The organism is Pseudomonas sp. NPDC087029 (assembly GCF_044745345.1).
GTDB classification, from domain to species: domain Bacteria; phylum Pseudomonadota; class Gammaproteobacteria; order Pseudomonadales; family Pseudomonadaceae; genus Aquipseudomonas; species Aquipseudomonas faucium.
On the sequence record NZ_JBIVAB010000023.1, the window covers coordinates 12857 to 28062 of the forward strand.

The following is a 15206-nucleotide window of genomic DNA, read 5'->3' on the forward strand; positions in this document are numbered from 1 at the left end:
GGCGCCTCTTGGTAGTCACGGGGGGCGGTTTTGACGGCCGCCAATAGATAAGACTAGTCAAGAATCGAGAAGGTGCGATGACATGGGTCAGCAGTTATGGCCCTTTCGCGGGGCAAGCCCGCTCCCACGAGTTCAGCGCAGGCATGAAGGTTGCGCTGCACCTGTGAGAGCGGGCTGGCCCCGCGAAGAGGCCAGCAGTGAAAACGAACCCTCACGCCACCGCTGAAATGGCCACGAAATGCCCCGGTGCAACCTCCCGATACTGCATGGCCGCCGCCTGATGCCCGATGTCATGTATGCGGCTGGGCACCGCCTCGCTCATCAGGTTGAAGGGTTTTCTCTGCACATTCAGATCCGCCGAGGGCACTGCACTGAGCAACCGCTGCGTATACGCATGCCCCGGGTTCTCGAACACGCTACGCCGTGGGCCGATCTCGACGATCCGCCCGTGGTACATCACCCCCACCCGATGGCTGACCCGCTCGACCACCGCCATGTCGTGCGAGATGAACAAGAACGCGATCCCCCGCTCCCGCTGCAGGTCCTGCAGCAGGTTGATGACCTGGGCCTGAATCGACACATCCAGCGCCGACACCGCCTCATCGGCAATGATCAGCTTGGGCGACAGGGCCAGGGCGCGGGCGATGCAGATCCGTTGCCGTTGGCCGCCGGAGAACTCGTGGGGGTAGCGTTGCGCGTGCTCGGCGCCAAGCCCTACCCGTTCGAGCAACTCGCCAACCTGCCGGCGCGCAGCCTCACCCTGCGCAAGCCCATGCACCAGCAGCGGCTCCATCAGGCTCTGCTCGATGGTCAGGCGCGGGTTGAGCGAGGCATACGGATCCTGGAACACCATCTGGATATCACGCCGCAGTGCCTTCTGCTCGGCCCTGCCCAAGGCACCGACATTCCTGCCCTGGAACAGGATGTTGCCGCCCTGGATCGGCATCAGCCCGGCCACGGCCCTGGCGCTGGTGGACTTGCCGCAGCCCGACTCGCCCACCAGCGCCAGGGTCTCGCCTGGGTAGATCTGGAAGTCGATCGACTCCACCGCGTGCACGCGCCGCTGCACCTTGCCAAGGATGCCGCCACGCAGGTCATAACGGATCGACAGCGACTCGACGCTGAGGATCGGCGCACCCTGGTAATCCGGCGCCCGCGCCGCCTCCTGCTGCCCCTGCGCCAGCGGCTCGTCGACCAGGGCGAACTTGGCCGGCAGGTCGCTACCACGCATCGAGCCGATTTTCGGCACCGCTGCCAGCAGCGCCTGGGTGTAGGGCTGGCGCGGGTGCAGCAGCACGTCCTTGGCCGTACCGTGCTCGACGGTCTCTCCGCGCTTCATGACCATCACCTCGTCGGCCACTTCCGCGACCACGCCCATGTCATGGGTGATGAAGATGACGCCCATGCGCAGGCTGTCCTGCAGCTCCTTGATGATGCGCAGGATCTGCGCTTGCACGGTGACGTCCAGCGCGGTGGTCGGCTCGTCGGCGATCAGCAAGGTCGGCTCGCACACCAGCGACATGGCGATCATGATCCGCTGGCGCATGCCGCCGGACAGTTCATGAGGGAAGCGCCCCATCACCTGCCGTGCATCGGGAATGCGCACCAGGTCGAGCATGCGCAGGGCCTGGGCCTCGGCACTGGTGCGGTTGCAGCGCTTGTGCAGGGTGATCGCCTCGACCAGCTGGGCGCCGACCTTGAACACCGGGTTCAGCGAGGTCATCGGCTCCTGGAAGATCATCGACATCGCCGAGCCACGCAGCCGGCGCAGCAGCGCTTCGGGCGCTGCCACCAGGTCGATCCGCGCACCGTCGCCGGTACGCAGGTGCATCGAGCCGGACACCACCCGCCCACCGGCACGCCCGATCAGGCCCATCATGGCCATTGAGGTCACCGATTTGCCAGAGCCTGACTCACCGACGATGGCCAGCGTCTGGCCACGGCCGACTTCGAAGGACACGTCACGTACCACTGGGGCCTCGCCATCACTGCCGAATGCCACGCTCAAGTTCTCGACCCGAGCGACCAGGTTCTCGTTCATCAGAGTGACCCCCTTCAATCCACTATCCGCGCCACGGCGGCATCCAGCGCGGCCCGGGCACCGGCGACCTTGCCCTGGCTGGCAGCCACCCACAGGCGGTCTTGCACCAGCTCGTCCTGGGCAACCGCCAGCAGGCGGCGCACCTCGGCGGGCCCGACGCCACCGATGGAGATACGGGTTTCCACGAACGTACGCGGGTTGAGGGCGTCACGCACCTGCGCGTCGCTGTAGCCCAGGGTCGAGCCGATGGTCTCCACGGCGGCCTGGTCCAGCGCCGCACCGGTGACCTGTTGTGGCATCACCCCCGAGGCCAGGCTGTTGCGCACCAGCCGAGCGACCACATGATGCACCTGGCGGAAGCTGATGCCACGCTCGCGCACGATGACATCGGCCAGGTTGCTGGCGGTGCACCAGCTGCCCGACAGCAGTTCGCTCATGCGCGCCTCATGCACCTTGAGGGTCTCGACGATGCCGGTGAACAAATCGAGCATGCCCTCGGTGACTTCCAGCGCCCGCTGGATCAAGGGCAGGTCGCGCATGGCCTGATCGCCCGTGCCTTCGGCGCGGAAGGTGGCCAGCGCCGTGCTCAGCCAGGTGACCGACTCGCCCGCGGCCTTCTTGATGGTCTCCAGGCCCGAGGGGTTCTTCTTCTGCGGGAAGATGCTGCTGGTGCCGCAATAGCTGTCATCGCTCTCGACCGTGGCGAACTCGACGCTGGACCAGATGTGCAGGTCGGTGGCCAGGTCGTTGAGGTCGGCCATGATGAACGACAGCGCACCGATCGCCTCAGCCGCGTACCACGCCTCGCGGCCCAGCTTGGAGTTTTCCACCAGGCTGTCGAAGCCCAGCAGCTCGGTGGTGCGCTTGCGGTCCAGCGGCCAGGAGGTCCCGGCCAGCCCTACCGCGCCCAGCGGGTTGCGGTTGACCCGGGCATAGGCCTGGGCCAGGCGGCTGAAGCTGTCGTGCAGGCGGGTGCTGAAACTCAGCAGGTAATGGCCGAACACCCACGGCTGGGCATGCTGCATGTGGGTGTAGCCCGGCATGATGGTGTCGGCATGGCGCGCGGCCTGCTCGATCAGCGCTTGCTGGAAGCCATTGATACGCGCCAGCACCGCCAGGATGCGCTTGCGGTCGTACAGCCGGCGCACCGTGGCGCCCTGGTCGATGCGGCTGCGCCCGGTGTGCATCTGGCCGGCGTTGTCTTCGCCGATGCGGGCGAACAGGTAGGATTCGACCTGCAGCAGGAAGCTGCCCTTTCTGACGTCGAACGGGAAGTCGGAGGTGGCCAGCGCGCGGATCTTGCGCAGTTCGGCAAGGATCGCCTGGCCGACGGCGCGGGCGAGGATCTGCTGCTCGACGAGCATCACCGTGTGCGCCAGGTCGACCTCGATGAACTCGTGGAACTGCCGGATCTCGGTATCCAGGGCCGGGATGTCATGGTATTTCACCATCCGCTCGGCAGCCGGTGCACTCAGGCGGGCATCGGTGAGCAAGGTTTCGTGTGCGTGTGCTTTGGACATGGTCGTTTCACCGTTCAATTCAGTTGTGCATGCTGGAAATCGATGGTCCCTTCGTAATCCACGACGAGGCCTTTCAAACCTTTGCGAAGCCCGATGATCTGCTCCTGGTCGAACAGCGGCAGGCTGTTGGGGTCCTGCTCCCAGAGGATTTGCTGGATCTGCCCGTAGTAAGCCATGCGCTTGTGCTCATCCAGTTCACGGGCGGCCCGTTGCAGCAGGTTGTCCACCTCGGGGTTGCTGTAGCCGGTCAGGTTCTGCGGATCGCCCGTCACCAGCTTGCGGCGCAGGCGGATGTCCGCGTCGGAGATGCCGGTGCCGAGCAGCCACATGTCGGCATCGTTGGACCCCTTGCCCGTGCCCTTGCCCGGTTCGGGGCGGTACAGGCTCTTCTGGTAGGTGGCCCACTCCCAGACCTTGAACTCGGTCTTAAGGCCCACCGCGTTGAGGTAGCCCTGGACCACTTCGGCCACCTGGCGGTCCTTGGTATAGCGCCCGGCCGGGGTCCACATCACCACGGTGCCGGGGAAACCACCGGGGTAGACTTGCTCGATCAAGCGTCGCGCAGCCGCCGGGTCGTATTTCACCGGGGCGAAGGTGCGACGCGCCTGGGTACCTGCCGGGAAGGGGCTGACCGGCACCTTGCCGTAGCCCAGCAGCACCTTGTTGACCAGGGCATCGCGGTCGATCGCCATGTTCACCGCCTGGCGCATGCGCACGTCATCGAACGGTGGCCGGGTGAGGTTGAGTTCGAAGAACACCTGGAAGGTGCTGGGCACCCGCAACAGGTCCGACTTGTTCAGGGCCTTGAGTTCGATGGCGGCTTCCGGGGACAGGTCGGCGGCCACATCGGCATTGCGCGTGCGCAGCTCGATGACCCGCGAGGAGTCCTCCCGCACGGGGCGGAAGACGATCTTTTGCGGCTTGCCGGCGACACCGAAGTAGCTGGGATTGCTGTCGATCACGGTGTGGTCGTTGGGCAGCCAGCGCACGAACTTGTAAGGCCCGGTGCCCACCGGATGATGCCCGTAGGCCCGCCCGTACTTGGCCACCGCCGCCGGGCTGCTGATGGACGAGGATGGCTTGGCCAGCAGCTCGAGCAGGGTCGGCGAAGGGTTGGCGGTGGTGATGCGCAACTGGTCGGGCGCCAGCACCTCGACCGAGACGATGTCGGTGTAGTAGGAGCGGTGTGGCGAGCCCAGCTTGGCATCGCGTATGCGGTCCAGGTTGAACTTCACCGCCTGGGCGTCGAAGTCGGTGCCGTCGTGAAACTTCACGCCCTTGCGCAGGGCGAAGGTCCATTGCCGACCATCATCGGAGCGGACCCAGGACAGCGCCAGGTCGGGGACGACCTGCTCGCGGTCCTGCCCTTGCCAGTTCACCAGGCGGTTGAACAGGTGGTCCAGCACGTTGTACGACGGCACGCTGCGCGATACCGCGGGGTCGAGTGTGTCGATGTCTGAGCCTTGGACGAAGGTCAGCGTCTGCAAGCCCTGCGCGCTGACCGCGGCTGGGCCGAGTGCCGAGCATCCGAGGGCGCCCAGCAGCAAACCACGGATGAGCGTTGCCTTGAAGCCTGTACGCTCCATGATCTTTTCTCGCTTGATAAGGTTTGTCGGCATCCGGCGCGGCCAGGCCACGCCGGAGTGTCAGGCTCTGCGCGATTTCGGGTCGATGAAGTCGCGTAGCGCATCGCCCACGATGTTGAAGCTCAGGATGGTCAGCACCAGCGCGCATCCCGGGGCGATCAGCACATAGGGGTGGGTGGTCAGCAACGGCCGCGACTCGGCGATCATCGCGCCCCACTCCGGTATGGGCGGGGGTGGCCCAAGCCCGAGGAAGCTCAACCCCGAGCCGATCAGGATGGCCTCTGCGAGCGACACCGTGGCCTGAATGATCACCAGCGAGCCGATGTTGGGCAGGATATGCACCCGCAGCAATCGCACATCGCTCACCCCGATGGACTTCGACGCCAGCACGAACTCGCGCTTGGCCAGGGCCATCACCGGCCCGGCGAAGAACCGCACGTAGATGGGAATGCTGGAAATGGCGATGGCCAACGTCAGGCTGAGGATGCTGTTGCCGGCCACGGTGATTACCAGGATTGCCACCAGGGTGCGGGGGAAGGCGATCATCGAGTCCATGACCCGCATGACCAGCCCGGAGATCGGCCCGTTGTAGTAACCGCAGCCCGCCCCCACTGCAACGCCCACCAGCATGGCGATGCCGACGCTGGCCACCGCGACGATCAGGGTGATGCGTGCGCCCCACAGCACACGCCCGAGCAGGTCGCGCCCCAACTGGTCGGTGCCTAGCCAGAATTCGGAGCCGGGCGTGACCAGCGATTGCGACAAGTTGATCCGGGTGACGGCATCCCAGTCGAAGAACAGGGGGGCGAAGATGGCTGCGGTCACCATCATCACGATCACCGCGGTCGCCGCGAGGGCGAACCAGCGCTTTCGGGCGATGAGAAAGCCGATGAAGTTCATGCGCCGCAGTGTCCGAGGCAAGGGGCGGGCCTCAGTTGTAGGTGATGCGAGGGTCGAGGAAGCCATATGCAAGATCCACAATGAGGTTGACGACAACGACCAAGGCGGCGAAGACCAATACGGTTCCTTGAACCACATAGATATCACGGGCCATGATTGCATCTATCAGGAAGCGTCCCATGCCGGGCCAGGCAAATACGGTTTCAACAATTACCGCGCCGCCGAGCAAGCGTCCGAAGTCCATGCCAAATACCGTGACCAATGGAATGGCGGCATTGGAAAGTGCATGTTTGAGAACAACTTTATAATTAGGCACGCCTTTGGCGTAGGCCGTCCTTATATAGTCTTCCTTCAATACATCCATCAGGGTTGAGCGGGCCAACCTGGAAAACGTTGCGACATAGGGCAAGCCGAGCGTCACCGCGGGCAGTATCAGGTGCTGCAAGCCACCACGGCCGGTAGGCGGCAGCCATCCCAGGCTGGCGGAGAACACCGACATCAGGACCAGGCCGAGCAGGAACCCCGGCATCGAGATGCCCACTACCGCCAGCGTCGTCAATGTGCTGTCGAGCACGCCTCGCGGGCGCAATGCCGCGATGATGCCCAGCGGGACGCCAATGATGACTGCCAGCAGCATCCCTGCTGCGGTCAGCTCCAGCGTTGCTGGCAATGTCCTGGCGATACCTTCGAGGACCGGGGTGAAGGTCTGGAAGGACTCGCCCAGATCACCGCTGGCGACGTTCTTTATGTAGATCAGGTATTGGTTCAGCAGGGGCTTGTCCAACCCGTAGTTCTGCCTTATCTGCTCGACGTCCGCATCCGTTGCATCTGGCCCCGCGGCCAACCTGGCCGGGTCGCCCGGAATGAAATGCAAGACCAGAAAGACCACGATCGATACACCCAACAACATGGGCAGCAGGAGCAATAGCCTGCGAATTGCATAATTAAGCACGATCAGCCCCTATTGTTTTAATTAACGGCAATCATCTGCAAGTATTGGCAAGCTGTTAACCTGCAAACACCTGAGCAAATAATCGCACGTCACCAAAACAGCGCAATACGCCAGCGGGTTGGACGCACATAATGAAATGTTATGCTGACCTGGCCGCCGCCACTGCTCCCTGCCGAGACCGTACATGAAACTCAACCCGCGCCAGTTGGAAGCCTTTCGCACCGTCATGCTCACCGGCAGCATGACCATCGCCGCCGAGACCTTGCGGGTTTCCCAACCCGCCATCAGCCGGCTGATTCGCGACCTGGAAGTCGCGCTCTCGCTGCGGTTGTTCCGCCGCGAAGGCAATCGCTTGATCCCCAGCACCGAGGCGCAATTTCTGTATGCCGAGGTGGACAAGTTCTATCAGGGTATCGAGCGTATCGAGCGCGTTGCCGAAGACCTGATGACCCTGCGCACCGGCACCCTGCGCATCGGCTCGATGAGTGCGCTGGGCCTGACCGTGGTGGCCGAAGGGGTGCGCCGTTTCGTGCAGGAGCGCCCGGGTGTACGGACCTCCCTGGATGTGCGCAACTCGATGAGCGTCCTCGAACTGACTTCGGCCAATCAGCTCGATATCGGCTTCGTGCAGGTGCCGGCCGGCGAATACCCTGGCCTGCAGCTGGTGCAGATGCCCAAGGTGGACGCGGTGTGCGTGATGCGCAGCGATGATGCGCTTGCCGAAAAGCAGGTCGTCAGCCTCGAAGACCTGCAAGGCCAGCGGCTGATCTCGCTGAACCCCAACAATCCCCTGCAGCGGCGCCTCGATGCTGCGCTGGAAGCACTCAAGGTCGTGGGCTTGAGCTCGGTAGACACCACCTCGGCACATTTTGCCTGCAACATGGTTTCCGGCGGCTTCGGCATGACGGTGTGCGACCCGTTCACCGCGTCGTATTCCAAGTACCCAGGGATTACCTATCGCAAGCTTGAGCAGTCCATTCCTTTCGAAGTGTCGATGGTTTTCCCCGGGCATCAGCAGCGCTCGAAGCTGGCGTGGGACTTCATGGGAATCATGGAGAAGATCTTCAAAGCGCCCGTGTAACGACCAGCGCCATTGAACTGCCTGGCCCAGAGTGGCAACACGCTTACCGGACATCAGTCTCGGAAATGGCCTACATCCGCAAGCGACAACTGCCTGCTAGGTTGCCCGGCCGAACAGTCCTCAGGGGTAACGCTCGCATGCCTTCGAACCATGGCCGTTTCAGTCTTTTCATGTGCGCTGCGCTTTTCGCAGCAACCTCACTGGCAGACGCCCCTTCCCCCATCACCGCCGAAGCAGCCCGCAACATGGCCGCCGCGGCCGAACACGCGGCCCGCGCCCAGGGTCATGCCATCGTCATCAGCATCGTCGACAACCATGGCAACCTGAAGCACTTCCACCGCATGGACGGCACCAGCAGCGGCAGCATCCAGGTTGCGCAGCTCAAGGCGTCGACGTCTGCCCGCTTCCCCTTGTCCTCACGCGCGCTCGGCGAACGCAGCGCCGCATTGCCAGCCAACCCCTACGCCTCCTTGCCGGGTTTCACACTGCTCGGCGGCGGTTTGCCGATCATGGATGCCAACGGCCAGCACATCGGCGGCATCGGCATCAGCGGTGCAACCCCGGAACTGGACGCGCAGTTCGCCCAGGCGGCGCTGGATGCCGACGCCTGAGCAAGCGGGCAATCAGGCGGCGCCCAGCGGCAGGTCGCGGGCGATGTTGAGCGCGGCACTGCTTTGCGCCACCGGCATGATTTCGATGGTGTTGATGTTCACGTGCGCAGGCTGCTCGGCGATCCAGGCGACTGTGGCGGCGATGTCCTCTGGCAGGATGGCTTCCACATCGCGGTACAGAGCCTCTACGGCATTGAGGTCGCCGTTCAGGCGCACCACCGAGAAATCGGTGCCCGAGCACAGGCCCGGCTCGATGTTGCTCACCCTTACCCGCGTGCCTGCCAGGTCGGCGCGCAGGTTGAGGCTGAACTGGCGCACGAAGGCCTTGCTGGCGCCATAGACGTTGCCGCCCGGGTACGGGTAGGTGCCGGCAATCGAGCCAATGTTGATGATCATCCCGCGGTCGGCTTCCACCATCTGCGGCAAGATCTTGTGGGTCACCATGGCCAGGCCGGTGATGTTGGTGTCGATCATCCGCTGCCAGTTCTCGGCGCTGGACACCTGGGCGCGCTCGACGCCCAGCGCCAGCCCGGCATTGTTCACCAGCAGGTCGATCTGCAGCGAGGCGTCGCGAATCTGCTCCACCGCCGCTTCCAGCGATGCAGCATCGGTCACATCCAGCGCCAGCGGGATGAAGTTGACGCCCAGTTCACGCTCCAGTGCCTGCAGCTTGTCCATGCGCCGGGCGCCGCCGATCACGCGGTAGCCCTTGCTGACCAGGGTGCGGCAGATGGCCCGGCCAAAGCCCGAGGAGGCGCCGGTTACGAATGCGGTTTTCATCAGGTTGTCTCCTTTCCAGAAATGTCAGGCCAGGTACTTCACGCCCAGGCTGGTGAACAGGCACAGCATCGAGAACACCAGCGCCTTGCGGACCACTTCGTTGCCTTTGCGCAAGGCCAGAGCGCTGCCCATGTGGTTGCCGAGGATGTTGCAGGCCACCAGCGGCAAGGCCAGCAGGTAGACGACTTTGCCCGCCATGATGAAGGCCACCAGGGCGCCGATGTTCGAGGCGAAGTTGAAGGTCTTGGAGTTGGCCGAGCTGGACACCAGGTCCATGCGCAGCAGGTAGTGGAAGGCGATGATGAACATGCTGCCGGTGCCGGGGCCGAAGAAGCCGTCATAGAAGCCGATGGCCAGGCAAGTCAGCGGCACCACGGTGTAGAGCACCCGCGGCGACAGCTCGCGCTCCTGCACCGGGCGGTCCTTGGGGGTGAGAAAGATCAGGATGCCGAACGGGATCAGCGCCAGGATGATCTTGCCCACGGTTTCCTGGGAGATCGACACGATCAGGTGCGCCCCAAGGTAGGCACCGAGCAGCGAGAACGGCACGCCGACCAGGGCAACCTTCCACACCATCTTGCTGTTGGCCAGGAAATTGCGGATGGCCGCCAGCGTGCCCAGGGTGCTGACCAGTTTTTCCTGGCCCAGGGCGACCTGGGGCGGCATGCCCACCAGCAGGAAACCCGGTACCAGAAACAGCCCGCCGCCCCCGGCGATGCTGTCGACGAAGCCAGCGATGAAGGCGATGGTGCCCAGCAGCAGAATCGCCAGCAGCCAATGTTCCGCCCAGAAGGCGCCTAACAGTTCCATAGCAGTTGTTCCTTGAGTGTGGCGATGGCTCAGGAGAGCACTTCGTAGAGGTGATCGGCGCGGGCGAAGTGCACCCGGTTCAGGTCGTTGACCGCGAACAGGCGCAGCAGCCAGCGGTCGGCACCATCGTTCTGGGGTTCGAAACCATCGCGGGCATGCAGCACGCGCTGGTTCTTGAAGATCATGAAGTCGCCCGGCAGCAACAGGTGCGGCTCATCGAAACGGCGGGTTTCCAGCAGGCTGCGCAGGCTGGCCAGGGCTTGCTCGGCGCGCAGGTTCAGGCCGTGGGTGTTTTCGCTGTCGAAACGGCACAGCCACTCGCCGGCATGGCCGCGCACCAGCACCGGCAGTTCGGCGGTGCAGCGGCGGTTGCCGGTGAACGAGTCCGGGCGGCGGATTTCGAACTGCGCCAGGCTCAGTTCGCGCACGGTGGCCAGGGGCAGCGCCGCCACCACGGCGTCGAGGTTGACCAGGGTGGTGCTGATGCGCGGGTCGCAGCGCATGCCGAAGAAGGACAGGTATTCCGGGCAGCAGGACGCAGTGCCCAGCGGCTCGCTGGACAATGGCAGGTCCGGGTTGTCGACGTGGTAGGAGAATCGCAGGCGCGAACCGTGCGAGCTCTTGTGGCTGGACGAGGTGCGCGCCGGGATGACATGACGGAACAAGCGGCCGTCGTTTTCACCTTCATAGACGATCGGGTTGATGCCCATCAGGCATTGCATGGTCAGGCTGACCAGACAGGCGACTGGCGTGCTGCGCGGGCTGAGTACCCCCGAGTACGGCGTGGGTGGCACATCCCGGTCACGCGGGCAGTTGCGCACGATCATGCTGGTCAACTGCGGGTCTTCGACGAACCCGCGGATCTGCTGGCACAGGGCCTTGCCCAGCACCTCCTGGGCCTGGTCCTTCAGTTGGGGGTAGAGCTCTTTGCTGGTCTCGAAGTCCAGAGGGGTGTTGTGCAGTAACGTTTGCCAGGCGCTCGAGACGACCCAGGGCAGGCGAATCTCCAGCGAGGTCCGGGCCTCGGCTGCTTGTTGCAGGTGTGCGCTTTCCATTTCGGGTGATATTCCATTGGCCATTCGGTGTCGTGCTTTGCCGGGCAGAGGCGGCAGACATTGTCTTTTTGAAGCCATTCACATCTGGTCGATTGCTGGCTGGGGAGCTGCTCACGCCCCCTTTGAATTGCATCGACTCAATCATTGTAATTACAAAAATAAAGTCGATTCAATTGATTTCTATGAGCGATTGCACGCACGATTGAATCGACTCAATCAACTTATTGATTTCAAAAGATTTCCTAATCAAGCCACTGAGACTGGCGATCTTCACGGCTCGAGGTACAGGACGAAACAGCCATTCGAGGGTGCTCAAGAACGAATCAATCGATGCAATTTACCTGTAGGAAAACACAATTACTTCCATCTGACCTTTCGTGCTAGGCTTCCGCGTTCTCGCAGCTTCTGGTGCCATTTCTATGTGGGTTCCTCACTACAGCGACCTGGCGCAGCCGGTCTACCTGATGATTGCCGACGCCCTCGAGCAGGACATCGGCAGCGGCCGGCTGGCAGCAGGCGATCGCCTGCCGACGCTCAAGGACCTGGCCGAATCATTGAACGTGACGCCTGGCACCATCGGCCGGGCCTATGACGAAGCCGCCAAGCGCGGGTTGGTGGTCGGTGAGGTTGGCCGGGGTACTTTCGTGCTTCAGCAGCGGCCGGCTGCACCCACGCCGGCGCCAGCCACCCCGCCTGCGCCTGGCCCGCGCCAGCACGAAAGCGGGCAGATCGACCTGTCGATCATCAAGCCCAACGATGCCCACATGACCGACTGGCTGCGGGGCGCCATCACCGAGCTGGCGGCCTCGCCCGACCTGGTTCAGGTGCTCGACTACGTCACCGAAGGCGGCCACGCGACGCACAAGCAGGCAGGCGCCGCCTGGATTCAACGGTGGCTGCCCGAAGCCCGCTGGCAGCAGGTGGTGCTGACGTCAGGTGCGCAGCACGGCCTGCTGGTTGCCATCAGCAGCCTGTCGAAGAGCGATGACGTGATCCTCTGCGAATCGTTCTGCTACCCCGGCATCATTTCCCTCGCCCACAGCATGGGCCGCCGGCTGCGTGGCGTGGCCATGGATGAACACGGGCTGATTCCCGAAGCGTTGCGCGCGGCCTGCGAGGAGCACCGCCCTTCCCTGCTGGTGTGCGTGACCACGCATCAGAACCCGACCAACTCGATCATGCCCCACGAACGCCGCGAAGCCATCGCCGCGATTGCCCGCGAATTCGACCTGTTCATCGTCGACGACGATATCTACGGGTTCCTTGAGCCGGCACCGGACTACCAGCCGCTGGCGGCCTATGCGCCGGAACGTTCGGTATACCTGACCAGCCTGTCCAAGAGCGTGCTGCCGGCGCTGCGCATCGGCTACCTGTATGCCCCGCCGCAAACCCTGTCGCGGCTATCGTCGATGGTGCGCAGCAGTGTCTGGATGCCTTCGCCGCTGATGGCGCAGCTGGCCAGCAACCTGATCAACAGCGGCATGGCCGACCAGTTGGTGAAGGTGCAGCAGGACGAAGCGGCCGCGCGCCAGCAGATGGCCCGGGAAATCCTCGGCAAATACAAGATTCGCAGCCAGCCCAACAGCTTCCATCTGTGGCTGGAGCTGCCCGAGCCCTGGACCAGCGATGAATTCGCCAACCTGGCGCGCAACAATGGGGTGACGGTGGTCAGTGGCAGCCAGTTCCTGCCCGAACGCAGCCCTGCCGCCTGCGGCGTGCGCATTGCGCTGATGACCCCGAGCCGTGCGGAGCTGGGCTTTGCCTTGACCAAGCTTGCCAGCCTGCTGGACTCGCCGGAGCCGCGGCTGTTCTATTGAAAGGGCTTAGCCCTGCGCCATAAAAAAAGCCCAAGGCAATCGCCTTGGGCTTTTTTACTACAGGCTTCGCGCTGAATCAGAACGGAATGTCGTCATCGAAGCTGTCGAAGTCAGCCGCCGGCTGTGGCGCAGGCTGCTGCGGCGCTGGGCGCTGCTGGGCCTGTTGCGGGCGCGGGGCCTGCTGGCGCTGAGGGGCCTGGTTGTACTGTTGCTGCTGGCCACCCTGGTTGTAGTTGTTGCCACCACCCTGGTTGTACTGGTCGCCGCCACCTTGCTGGTTCTGCGGACGGCCGCCGAGCAGCTGCATGGTGCCCTGCATGTCGACGATGATTTCGGTGGTGTAGCGCTTGATGCCGTCTTTTTCCCACTCGCGGGTCTGCAGCTTGCCTTCGATGTACACCTGCGAACCCTTGCGCAGGTATTCGCCGGCGATTTCGGCAACCTTGCCGAACATCGACACACGGTGCCACTCGGTACGCTCGACCTTCTGGCCCGACTGCTTGTCGGTCCACTGCTCGCTGGTAGCCAGGCTCAGGTTGGTCACGGCGTTACCGTTGGGCAGGTAGCGGACTTCGGGATCCTGGCCACAGGTGCCGACCAGAATGACTTTGTTAACCCCACGGGCCATAACGTTCTCCTAGGCTTCGCACGCCGAAGAGGCTGGGTTTACCAGACGCTCGAGGGTCGCACGGTCCAAAATTTTCGTATCCAGTTTGATATAGATGGCGGCCTCTTCTGCCACCACCACAGCGTCGGTCACACCCGGCACAGCCATCAGTCGTTCGACCAGCCCGGCTTCCCGGACGGCTTCAGGCGTCAGCGGCATGCGCAGGCTGGTCACATACGGCGGCTCGTTCATGCGCAAGGCCACGACCAACCAGATGGCACACAACACCGCGCAACCGAGGAACACGGTGCTCAGCCCACCATGCTGGAACAACCAGCCACCGAGAATTCCGCCCAGCGCGGCGCCGAGGAACTGGCTGGTGGAGTACACCCCCATCGCCGTGCCCTTGCCACCGGCAGGTGACACCTTGCTCACCAGCGAAGGCAGCGACGCCTCCAGCAGGTTGAATGCGGTAAAGAATACCACGGTGCCAATCACCAGTCCGCGCAAACCGTCAGCCCACTCCCAGAAGTATATCTCCGTCAGTAGCAGCACACTGACCGCACCGGCCAACACACGTTTCATCTTGCGCTTTTTTTCGCCGTAGATGATGAAGGGGACCATTGCAAAAAATGAGATGAACAGCGCGGTCAGGTACACCCACCAGTGCTGCTCCTTGGGCAGGCCGCCGCGCTCGACGAACGCCAGTGGCAGCGCGACGAAGCTGGCCATGAGGATGGCGTGGAGGATGAAGATACCCACATCCAGGCGCAGAAGGTCCGGGTGGCGCAGGGTCGGGCCTAGGGCCTGGCGCGCCACGCCCGATTCGCGGTGCTGCAGGGTGCTGTGCGTGTTGGGCACGACGAAGGCGATCAGGGCGATGCCGACCAGGGCAAGTCCTGCAGTGGCAAGGAACAATCCTGACAAGCCGAATGCCCGCGTCAGCAATGGCCCGACCACCATCGCCACCGCGAACGACAGGCCGATGCTCATGCCGATCATGGCCATGGCCTTGGTCCGGTGCTGTTCGCGGGTCAGGTCGGAAAGCAGTGCCATGACTGCCGCGGAGATCGCCCCGGCGCCCTGCAGGACACGCCCGGCGATCACGCCCCAGATGGAATCGGCCTGGGCCGCCAGCACGCTGCCCAGGGCAAAGATCACCAGCCCCAGGTAGATGACCGGGCGACGGCCGATGCGGTCGGAAATCATCCCGAACGGGATCTGCAATACTGCCTGGGTCAGGCCATAGGCGCCAATGGCCAGGCCGATCAGTGCAGGGCTGGCGCCGGCCAGGTCCATGCCGTAGGTGGCCAGCACCGGCAAGACCATGAACATGCCCAGCATACGAAAGGCAAAGACCAGGGCCAGGCCGCCAGCGGCGCGGGTTTCGCTGCCACTCATGCGCTCGTTGTGGGTGTCGTGCATGGATTAACCTCGTGTGAACCG

At 63.7% G+C, this 15206-nt stretch carries 13 protein-coding genes; 3 read left to right on the forward strand and 10 right to left on the reverse strand.

Annotation, left to right across the window (positions count from 1 at the left end; genetic code table 11):
- Positions 1-211 precede the first annotated feature (211 nt).
- The 5 genes from ACIPG5_RS24245 to ACIPG5_RS24265 are packed head-to-tail and all read right to left on the reverse strand — an operon-like array spanning position 212 to position 6999.
- The gene (locus tag ACIPG5_RS24245) at positions 212-2041 is read right to left on the reverse strand and encodes an ABC transporter ATP-binding protein (RefSeq protein ID WP_401378603.1); all 1830 of its coding nucleotides are present in this window, start codon (positions 2039-2041) and stop codon (positions 212-214) included.
- 14 nt (positions 2042-2055) lie between these two features.
- Complete coding sequence (argH, locus tag ACIPG5_RS24250; RefSeq protein WP_401378605.1) at positions 2056-3561, reverse strand: argininosuccinate lyase; 1506 nt, start codon at positions 3559-3561, stop codon at positions 2056-2058.
- 14 nt (positions 3562-3575) lie between these two features.
- Positions 3576-5147 (reverse strand): ABC transporter substrate-binding protein, encoded by a 1572-nt coding sequence (locus ACIPG5_RS24255; protein ID WP_176515258.1) that lies wholly within the window; start codon positions 5145-5147, stop codon positions 3576-3578.
- Positions 5148-5207: 60 nt separating this feature from the next.
- Positions 5208-6068 (reverse strand): ABC transporter permease, encoded by an 861-nt coding sequence (locus ACIPG5_RS24260; protein WP_401378607.1) that lies wholly within the window; start codon positions 6066-6068, stop codon positions 5208-5210.
- A 10-nt stretch (positions 6069-6078) separates the two neighbouring features.
- Entirely contained in the window at positions 6079-6999 is a 921-nt protein-coding gene (locus ACIPG5_RS24265; RefSeq protein WP_401378609.1) for an ABC transporter permease, read from the reverse strand.
- Between the two features lie 184 nt (positions 7000-7183).
- Between ACIPG5_RS24265 and ACIPG5_RS24270 the strand changes: the two genes are divergently transcribed.
- Together ACIPG5_RS24270 and ACIPG5_RS24275 are read left to right on the forward strand one after the other, a co-directional pair.
- Positions 7184-8080 carry a LysR substrate-binding domain-containing protein gene (locus ACIPG5_RS24270; RefSeq protein ID WP_176515252.1) on the forward strand — a complete coding sequence of 299 codons (897 nt, stop codon included), beginning with the start codon at positions 7184-7186 and terminating at the stop codon, positions 8078-8080.
- Positions 8081-8250: 170 nt separating this feature from the next.
- Positions 8251-8691 carry a heme-binding protein gene (locus ACIPG5_RS24275; RefSeq protein ID WP_401378611.1) on the forward strand — a complete coding sequence of 147 codons (441 nt, stop codon included), beginning with the start codon at positions 8251-8253 and terminating at the stop codon, positions 8689-8691.
- Positions 8692-8703: 12 nt separating this feature from the next.
- Here ACIPG5_RS24275 and ACIPG5_RS24280 read toward each other — a convergent pair whose 3' ends face one another.
- Genes ACIPG5_RS24280 through ACIPG5_RS24290 form a run of 3 tightly spaced genes read right to left on the reverse strand, consistent with a single transcriptional unit; the run spans position 8704 to position 11336 of the window.
- The gene (locus tag ACIPG5_RS24280; protein WP_176515248.1) at positions 8704-9471 is read right to left on the reverse strand and encodes an SDR family NAD(P)-dependent oxidoreductase; all 768 of its coding nucleotides are present in this window, start codon (positions 9469-9471) and stop codon (positions 8704-8706) included.
- Between the two features lie 24 nt (positions 9472-9495).
- A complete protein-coding gene (locus ACIPG5_RS24285; RefSeq protein WP_176515246.1) occupies positions 9496-10281 on the reverse strand; it encodes a TSUP family transporter in 786 nt (261 codons plus the stop codon).
- Positions 10282-10310: 29 nt separating this feature from the next.
- Entirely contained in the window at positions 10311-11336 is a 1026-nt protein-coding gene (locus ACIPG5_RS24290; protein ID WP_176515244.1) for a TauD/TfdA family dioxygenase, read from the reverse strand.
- 419 nt (positions 11337-11755) lie between these two features.
- Here ACIPG5_RS24290 and ACIPG5_RS24295 point away from each other — a divergent pair, with 419 nt between their 5' ends.
- Positions 11756-13153: a PLP-dependent aminotransferase family protein gene (locus ACIPG5_RS24295; RefSeq protein ID WP_176515242.1), complete on the forward strand. Its 1398-nt coding sequence runs from the start codon at positions 11756-11758 to the stop codon at positions 13151-13153.
- A 76-nt stretch (positions 13154-13229) separates the two neighbouring features.
- Here ACIPG5_RS24295 and ACIPG5_RS24300 read toward each other — a convergent pair whose 3' ends face one another.
- Together ACIPG5_RS24300 and ACIPG5_RS24305 are read right to left on the reverse strand one after the other, a co-directional pair.
- Positions 13230-13781 carry a single-stranded DNA-binding protein gene (locus ACIPG5_RS24300; protein WP_176515240.1) on the reverse strand — a complete coding sequence of 184 codons (552 nt, stop codon included), beginning with the start codon at positions 13779-13781 and terminating at the stop codon, positions 13230-13232.
- 9 nt (positions 13782-13790) lie between these two features.
- Complete coding sequence (locus tag ACIPG5_RS24305; RefSeq protein WP_176515238.1) at positions 13791-15185, reverse strand: MFS transporter; 1395 nt, start codon at positions 15183-15185, stop codon at positions 13791-13793.
- Positions 15186-15206 lie beyond the last annotated feature (21 nt).